Origin of the sequence: Bradyrhizobium sp., from assembly GCF_049581145.1 — a bacterium.
GTDB lineage: Bacteria > Pseudomonadota > Alphaproteobacteria > Rhizobiales > Xanthobacteraceae > Bradyrhizobium.
The window spans coordinates 1-7196 of record NZ_JBAURI010000181.1 but is presented as its reverse complement, the minus strand read 5'-3'; the positions used below and the strand labels follow the sequence as shown (position 1 = coordinate 7196).

Sequence of the window (7196 nt, the reverse complement as noted above, 5' to 3'; positions counted from 1 at the left end):
CCGAACGGCTGGCGACGATCGAGGCCGGCCGGCCCGTGGCCCCGGTGCTCGCAGGAGCGGGCGTTGCAGGAGGAGGCAAGCGATGAACCAAGTTCTGGACTTCGTACCGATCTGGACGCTGATCCTGGGCCTTGCCGTATTCTTCTACGTCCTGCTCGACGGCTTTGACCTCGGCGTCGGCATTCTCTATGGCCTCGCACCGAACACCGCCGCGCGCAACACGATCATGAACGCGATTGCGCCGATCTGGGATGGCAATGAAACCTGGCTGGTGCTTGGCGGGCTCGGCCTGCTCGCGGCCTTTCCGCTGGCCTTCGCCATCATCATCCCGGCGGTTTATTTTCCGATTTTGGTGATGCTGCTGGCGCTGGTGTTTCGCGGCGTCGCGTTCGAATTCCGCTTCCGCGATGCCGAGCACAAGACGTTCTGGGATCGCGCCTTCAACTACGGATCGGGCATCGCGACCTTCGCGCAAGGCATGGTGATCGGCAGCTTCATCCAGGGATTTCAGGTCAGCGGGCGGGTATTCTCGGGCACCTCGTTCGATTTCCTGACCCCGTTCTCGATCCTCACCGGCATAGCGTTGCTGTTCGGATATGGAATGCTCGGCGCGGGCTGGCTCATTCTCAAGACCGAAGGCAGCGTTCAGGAGGCTGCCCGCCGGCAGGGCCGGGTCTGCCTGGTCGGCGTCCTGGCGGCGATCGGTATCGTCAGCGTCTGGACACCGATCATGAATCCGGCAATCGCCTCGCGCTGGTTCGCTTTTCCCAACATGCTGTTTCTGGCGCCGGTTCCCGTTGCGACGGCCGTCGTCGCCTTTGTTACCTGGCGTGCGCTGTACGGCCGCTCGGAAATCCTTCCCTTCGCGGGCGGCATAGGCCTTTTCGTACTATCCTATGCGGGAATTACCATCAGTCTCTATCCGATGATCGTGCCCTATCATTTCACTTTGTGGGAGGCGGCGTCCTCGGACCGGACCCAGGCGTTTCTCCTGGTCGGCACGCTCGTGCTGCTGCCGGTCATCCTGATGTACACGAGCTGGTCCTACTGGGTATTTCGCGGCAAGGTGCGTACCGACATCGGCTATCAGTGAAGCCTCCGCAATCCGGATCCGTCGCAGCGGAGCTCTGCTTTGCCGGCCGGCTCTGGGCGCCGAACCAAGCCGGCTGCGCTGTGTTTTGCGCGACGCTGCCCAAAAGGGAAAGATCGCCTGCGAGCTCGGAGTCATTTCATGCCTGGTCTCGCCAAAAAGGCGAACGCGAGCGGCTCCGCACTGTGGGAATCGACGCGATGCATGGATTGGCCGGCCCGCGGCTTGCGCAACGGGGCGACCGTCGGCGCGATCGGCCAAAAGCTTCGCAAGCAAAACCATGGCGAATGGCCTGTCTGTCTGGGCCCCCAGGTGACGTCTCTGTCTGATCCATCCGGCGTCCGCAGTGGACGGCCGTGCCATAGCGTTATGGAATCCGCGCAGACGCTCCTCATTCGGCACCGATGCGGGCACCTTTCTCGGCCACCGAACGCTTCATCAGCAGGACCATGAGGAGCGGTGCCAGCGTCACCACGGCCAGCAACCAAAACACATCGAAATAGGCCAGCGACGATGCCTGCTGTTGCCGCAGATTATCCAGCGCCTGCCAGGCCAGTTGCTGCGCTGCGGCCGGATCGCCGCTCTGCTGCAGGAACACGCCGCGGGCCTGGGCGAGGAAGGAAGCCACGCTCGCGTTGAAGGAATCGAGGGACTCGCCGAGCCGCAGGATGTGAAATTGATCGCGGCGCTCCTGAATTGTCTGCGCCATCGAGGTCCCCACACTGCCTCCCTCGTTGCGCAGCAGGCTGAGCAAGCCGACGGCTGCCCCCCGCAGCAACGGCGGAGTATAGAGATAGGCCGCGACATTCGCGGGCGCGAAGCACATCGAGAGCCCGAACACCAGCATCACCCGGGGCCAGACGACCTGGCCCGGGCTGATGTCCAGGTTCATTTGCGACATCCAATAGTTTCCGATCGCCATGATCAGCAAGCCGGCAGCGAGCAGCCACCTTGCATCGGCTCCCCGGCCGAGTGCCCGGCCGACAAACGGCATGGCCAGCAGCGCGCCAAACCCGGCCGGCGACATCACCAGTCCCGCGCTGAGAGCGTCGTAGCCGAACAGCGATTGCAGCAGGGCCGGCAACGATGTGCTGGCGGCGTAGAGGATAGCGAACGCGCAAAAGATGATGACGCAGCAAGCTGCAAAATTTCGCTCTCTCAAGGGACGGAAATTGACCACGGGGTTCGGGTGGCGCAACTCCCAGAAGATCAGGGCGATCAGACCCAGAATGAAAAAAACCGCCAGCGTCTGCACGCGCCAGAATGGATCGCCGAGCCAGTCCCATTCCTGGCCCTTGCTGAGCACCACCTCCCAGGAGACCATGACGATGACCAGGAGCGACAGGCCGAGCCCGTCAAAACGCAACGGCTGTTTCCTCAACTCCGTGCGCTGCTTCACCAGATAGTCGGGATCCCGCAACATGGCATAGCACGCGGCAAACGCCAGCAGACCGACCGGGACGTTGATATAAAACACCCATCGCCATGAATAGCTGTCCGTGATCCAGCCGCCCAGCGTCGGACCGACGACCGGGGCCAACAACGCTGCGAGTCCAAACAGCGTCATCGCGATGCCCTGCTTCTCGACCGGGAAGGCGTCCAGCAACACGCCCTGACTGGAAGGCTGCAGGCCGCCACCCGCGAGGCCCTGCAGGACGCGAAACACGATCAGCTGCCCGAGACTTGTGGCCATCCCGCAAAGTCCGGAGGCCAGCGTGAAGACCGCGATCGACAGCAGGAAGTAGTTGCGACGTCCCAGACGTGCCGAAAGCCAGCCGCTGATCGGCAGGATCACGGCGTTGGCGGCTAGGTAGCTGGTGATCACCCATTCGCCGTCGTCGACCGTGGCCGACAGGCCGCCCGCAATGTATCGCAGCGCGACCACGGCAATGGTGGTATCGAGGACCTCCATGAAGGTCGGTATGATGACGATACCGGCCACGAGCCACGGGTTCACGTCCGCCCGGGATCTCGTGGCTGGAAGTGCCAGGTCGGTCATTTGCCGGCACCCGCTGGGTTCGCCGCCGAGGCGGGGGGCGGCGATTGCTGCTCGTAGCCTTGCAGGAACATCCCGGCATTGGGTCCGCTCAGCGGCTTGTCGAGATAGACGTAGGGCACAACCGACGCGCCGATGAACAGTGGTTTCTTGTCGGGATCGTAATTCTCGAGCTCGATCCGGACCGGCAGCCGCTGCACGATCTTGATGTAGTTGCCGGTGGCATTCTGCGGCGGCAGCAAGGCGAGTGTCGATCCGGTCCCGATCGTGAACCCGGTGATCCGGCCAGTGAAGACCTGCTTGTCGCCATACATGTCGACATAGAGATCGGCCGCCTGACCGATGCGCAGGTCGCGCAGTTGCGTCTCCTTGAAATTGGCATCGACCCAGATCTCGTTGAGCGAGCGCACCGCCATCAGGCTCTGTCCGACCTGAACGTCATCGCCGGGATTGACGTTTCGGCGCGTGACGATGCCGTCGATCTCGGCTGTCACGTCACAATAGCGAAGGTCGAGTTCGGCCAGCGCGAGATCGCGTTTGGCGGCTTCGAGCTTGGCTTCGGCTTGCTTGACGGCCGGCGCCTCCGCGGCCAGCCGACCGAATGTGCGGTCGACGGGACCGAGCTTTGCGAACTCTTCGAGCATCTCCTTCGGGGACTGGTTGTAGGAGTGGACGACGCCCAACTGGGCCGCGGCCTGGATCAGGTCCGCCTGGGCCTGCAGGACCGAAGAAAACGTCTGATCGAGATCGGGGGGCACCTGGTCGAGCTCCGCGCTGTCCTCCGGCACCGCCTGCAGTCCCAAGGAGACACGGATCTGGTTCGCATCCGCCAAGGCCTGCACGATACCGGCCTGGGCAATCGACAACGATGCCTGACGTTGATCATAGAGTTCGCGGCTCGCCGTGTCCGATACGACGAGCTGCGCCGTCCGGTTGAACTCCTGCTGCGCCAGGACCAGCGTGGCCTTCGCTTTCTTGAGCGCGGCGACCCGGGCATGCAGCAGGCTTATCTGGTTTTCGACGTTCTCCACCGCCTCCTGCAATTGCCAGCGGTGGCTCATGGCCTGTGCTTCGATACCGCGCGCCGTGGCGCTGGCAGCCTGAAGATCCGCCTCGGCGGTCACCACGGCCGCCTTCTTCACGGCGACGGCGTCGCGGAACGGCTCCTTGTCCAATTCGACGAGAAGATCTCCCTTGTGCACGCGATTGTTGTCATCCACCAGAACGCGGGCAACCTGCCCGTGGACGCGCGGAGCGACGAACGTCACATGGCCGTTCACGAAGGCGTCGTCGGTCGAAACCGTGCTGAGCACGAAGCGGATCCAGGGAATGCCGTACACCGCGGCCGCGATGACGACAGCGCCGAGCACGCCGATCATCAGCATGCGCCGCCGTGTGAACCGTTGAGTCGCGGCCGGCTTCGGGTCAGTATCTGTCGGTGGTCGTGCGGCGTCGCGATCGACCCCGGAATCCGCTCTGCCGGTGGCGGGCACCGAATCTGTGCCAGTCCCGTGCTCGATGGTCTCGGTAGGCATCGGAAAATCCCTCCCAAGGAAGATCGTTTCTCAACCAGATCATTCGTGCTCGTCGCGCCGATCCAGGTCCCGATGCCGCTCACGATTCTCGCCAGGACGCGATGTGGATAGCTCGCGCATCCTCGTTCTTCCTCCTTGGAAGCCAAGACTATCCCGAAAGCCGCTGCCGAGCCATTCAACCTTCGGGAGTAGGCTATCATATCAAGGTATGAGCGGGAATCACGAGGCGGCGACTGGCGCCATTGTCGACAGCGCCCTACCATTGTTTTCAGATCGGAAAACCGAGTGGGAGAGCGCGATGGACGATCGAGCCGTACGGGCGGCGTTGCAGCGGCATTGGGAGGCGTCGGACACGAGCAATTTCGAGGTCGAGCATGAGATCTATCGCGAGGACGCCGTGCTCGATTATCCGCAATCGGGCGAGCGGATCCGTGGCCGGCGCAACATTCAGGAGAGCCGCACAGTCCAGCCGAACAAGAAGCGTTTTACGGTCCGTCGCATGATCGGCAGCGGCGATCTCTGGGTCACCGAATTCATCCTCAGCTATGACGGCATACCGTCCTACACCGTGAGCATCATGGAATTCCGCGACGGACTGGTGGCCCACGAAACGCAGTATTTCGCGGATCGATTTGAGCCCGGACCCTCGCGCGCGCACCTGGTCGAGCGAGCAAACGCTTGACCGCAATGAGCCTCGCAGCGGGTGGGCGCCAGCCATGCCCTGGTGACCGACAGCCGCCTTTCAGGCTGGCTTCGAGCGGCAGGGGCCGATATGCGCGGTCCACGCTTTGCGGCTGTTTGACGAACATGCCGCGCACAGAAATCCGCAATCCGGACAATTGCTGAATTCATCACAAGCCATGATTCCAACCGCGCTCGCGATGCCTGGCGATCGCGGTGGAGCGGAAATCATGAGGACCGGTTGCTGCGTCCGGATATGACCGATTCGGTTGCTTGCAGGGTCTCAATTTCGTTGTGCGGTCCAATACCCGGAGCATCGCGCATTTCCTGCGTAGCCGCTCCACTTTCCACGACCGGAGACGCCGGATAGTCTGCCGGAACCGGAGGCGTATCTATCCTGAACGGTAACCGATGCGCGGACGGCGCCGGATTTCGCGACGTATCCCCTGAACTTGACGAGGTTCGGATGCGTCACGACTCCGTCGGCAACATTGACGGTGAAGTTGTAGGCGGGATCGCATGCGCCGCGCTGGGTCACGAAGACGAGGTTCCAGGAGCCGTCATAGGCCGACCGAGCCTGTGCGGTGCTCGCCACTGCGGCAAAACAGCCGGTCGCCGCTACACAAAGTAAAAGCCTCTTCATAACGGTTTTCTCCGAGACATCAGGGCAACCGATCATCCTGACCGACGCTTCGATCGAAGGCCGTCCAGTCGGAACGACTGTAGAACGCGTGAACGACAATTTGATTGTGGGGGAGTGCAGGGTAGAATGCTTGTCCATATTTGCTTCAATCGCCCGGATTGCTGACAAAGATCCGAGGAGAACGGACGAATGCCGGTTTGGGTCGCTACCGACGTGACATGCCGGTCGTGGTGTCGTCGCGGGGGACCGGGCCTGGAATTCCTATGCAGGTCGTCGTGCGGTCCGTCTCCTGGGCATCGATGCCGCAAGGTGCGGCCTTGACGACTTTTGTCGAGATTCCGTCGGGACCAACTTCATCTCTGCCCGGACCCGGATACACCTCCGGCACAGGGCCACCCAGCGCCCGATTTGGAGCGTCAGGTCCATAAGCACCGGTGTAACCTTGCGTGGCGGTCTGCGCAGCCGCGGCTGGTCCCAGTCGCGCGAGCACGGCCGCTATCGACAATATCCGCATCGAAGCCTCCTTCCAAAATAAGATCAAACCTTTCCTCGATCGATCGCTGATCAGTGGCCTGCCATCCCCGACGTCATCGCGCCTTCATCGTAGTCCGGCCTGGACGACCGCACTGTGAAGGATTGCCCTATGGGGGCGACATAGGCGTTGCTGTCCCGAAAGCGCGCGTTGACCGCTGTGCGGTGCTTCACTTGCGCGTGGTGGTGTCCGGAGGCAGCCGCCGCCGGCGCCGCAAATGCAGCGAGCACCGTAACGGCAATCAGAGTGATCAATTTCAGTCGCATCTTCGTCTCCATCTGTTTGCTGGAAAAAGCGGGTTGCGCCGTTCGCATCGACGACCTCGGTCCGTCGGCCCCTCAGTGACGGACGACTTCGTCCTGCATGGCTCCGAGATAATTCTGGTCGATGCTCTCGCAAATCATCCGGACGTGCGTTGCTGGCCATTCCTTGGTAGCGGCTTGGTCATACCTTGGTCTCGTCGACGACTGCCGCAGGTTTGATCGAGGCTTCGCAGTTTCGAATCGAACGGCGGATTTGCATCGGCGCAGCTTTGCTTTGCTGCCGGGACATTGTCGAACATGGCGCGGTGTCCAACCGGCACGGCAATGGCTGCGGAGTTTCCACGGACGTATCCGGCCGCCGCTCGCCTGCCGCCAGCCACTTAACGCAAGTTTGCGGCTGATGAAACAGGGCAAGGTGATCGGCGGGAGATAACGATGCAGGAACGGACCCGGGCG

The 7196-nt window shown here is 62.3% G+C and carries 7 protein-coding genes; 2 read left to right on the top strand and 5 right to left on the bottom strand.

The genetic code is table 11. From position 1 onward, the window contains the following. Positions 1-82 precede the first annotated feature (82 nt). Positions 83-1093: a cytochrome d ubiquinol oxidase subunit II gene (gene cydB / locus WCB02_RS05875; protein ID WP_423956896.1), complete on the top strand. Its 1011-nt coding sequence runs from the start codon at positions 83-85 to the stop codon at positions 1091-1093. Between the two features lie 388 nt (positions 1094-1481). Here the strand turns inward: cydB and WCB02_RS05870 are convergent, their stop codons facing one another. Beyond that, positions 1482-3089 (bottom strand): DHA2 family efflux MFS transporter permease subunit, encoded by a 1608-nt coding sequence (locus tag WCB02_RS05870; protein ID WP_423956895.1) that lies wholly within the window; start codon positions 3087-3089, stop codon positions 1482-1484. Continuing rightward, on the bottom strand, positions 3086-4621 hold the full coding sequence (locus tag WCB02_RS05865; protein WP_423956894.1) for an efflux RND transporter periplasmic adaptor subunit: 1536 nt from the start codon (positions 4619-4621) through the stop codon (positions 3086-3088). The genes WCB02_RS05870 and WCB02_RS05865 overlap by 4 nt, the downstream gene beginning before the upstream one ends. Positions 4622-4919: 298 nt before the next feature. On the opposite strand from WCB02_RS05865, the gene WCB02_RS05860 reads away from it, so the two are divergent. After that, complete coding sequence (locus WCB02_RS05860) at positions 4920-5303, top strand: nuclear transport factor 2 family protein (protein WP_423956893.1); 384 nt, start codon at positions 4920-4922, stop codon at positions 5301-5303. A gap of 282 nt (positions 5304-5585) precedes the next feature. Here the strand turns inward: WCB02_RS05860 and WCB02_RS05855 are convergent, their stop codons facing one another. The 3 genes from WCB02_RS05855 to WCB02_RS05845 all read right to left on the bottom strand — a co-directional run. After that, a complete protein-coding gene (locus WCB02_RS05855) occupies positions 5586-6083 on the bottom strand; it encodes a hypothetical protein (RefSeq protein ID WP_423956892.1) in 498 nt (165 codons plus the stop codon). A gap of 426 nt (positions 6084-6509) precedes the next feature. Continuing rightward, positions 6510-6743, bottom strand: coding sequence for a hypothetical protein (locus WCB02_RS05850; RefSeq protein ID WP_423956891.1), 234 nt, complete (start codon positions 6741-6743; stop codon positions 6510-6512). Positions 6744-6921: 178 nt separating this feature from the next. Further along, the coding region (locus tag WCB02_RS05845; protein WP_423956890.1) for a hypothetical protein at positions 6922-7196 on the bottom strand (275 nt) is incomplete at its 5' end.

What these genes read in the sequence shown, in the direction of transcription:
- WCB02_RS05870 (WP_423956895.1), bottom strand. Translation starts at nt 3,089, where the DNA reads ATGACCGACCTGGCACTTCCAGCCACGAGATCCCGGGCGGACGTGAAC.
- cydB (WP_423956896.1), top strand. Translation starts at nt 83, where the DNA reads ATGAACCAAGTTCTGGACTTCGTACCGATCTGGACGCTGATCCTGGGC.
- WCB02_RS05865 (WP_423956894.1), bottom strand. Translation starts at nt 4,621, where the DNA reads ATGCCTACCGAGACCATCGAGCACGGGACTGGCACAGATTCGGTGCCC.
- WCB02_RS05855 (WP_423956892.1), bottom strand. Translation starts at nt 6,083, where the DNA reads ATGGACAAGCATTCTACCCTGCACTCCCCCACAATCAAATTGTCGTTC.
- WCB02_RS05850 (WP_423956891.1), bottom strand. Translation starts at nt 6,743, where the DNA reads ATGCGACTGAAATTGATCACTCTGATTGCCGTTACGGTGCTCGCTGCA.
- WCB02_RS05860 (WP_423956893.1), top strand. Translation starts at nt 4,920, where the DNA reads ATGGACGATCGAGCCGTACGGGCGGCGTTGCAGCGGCATTGGGAGGCG.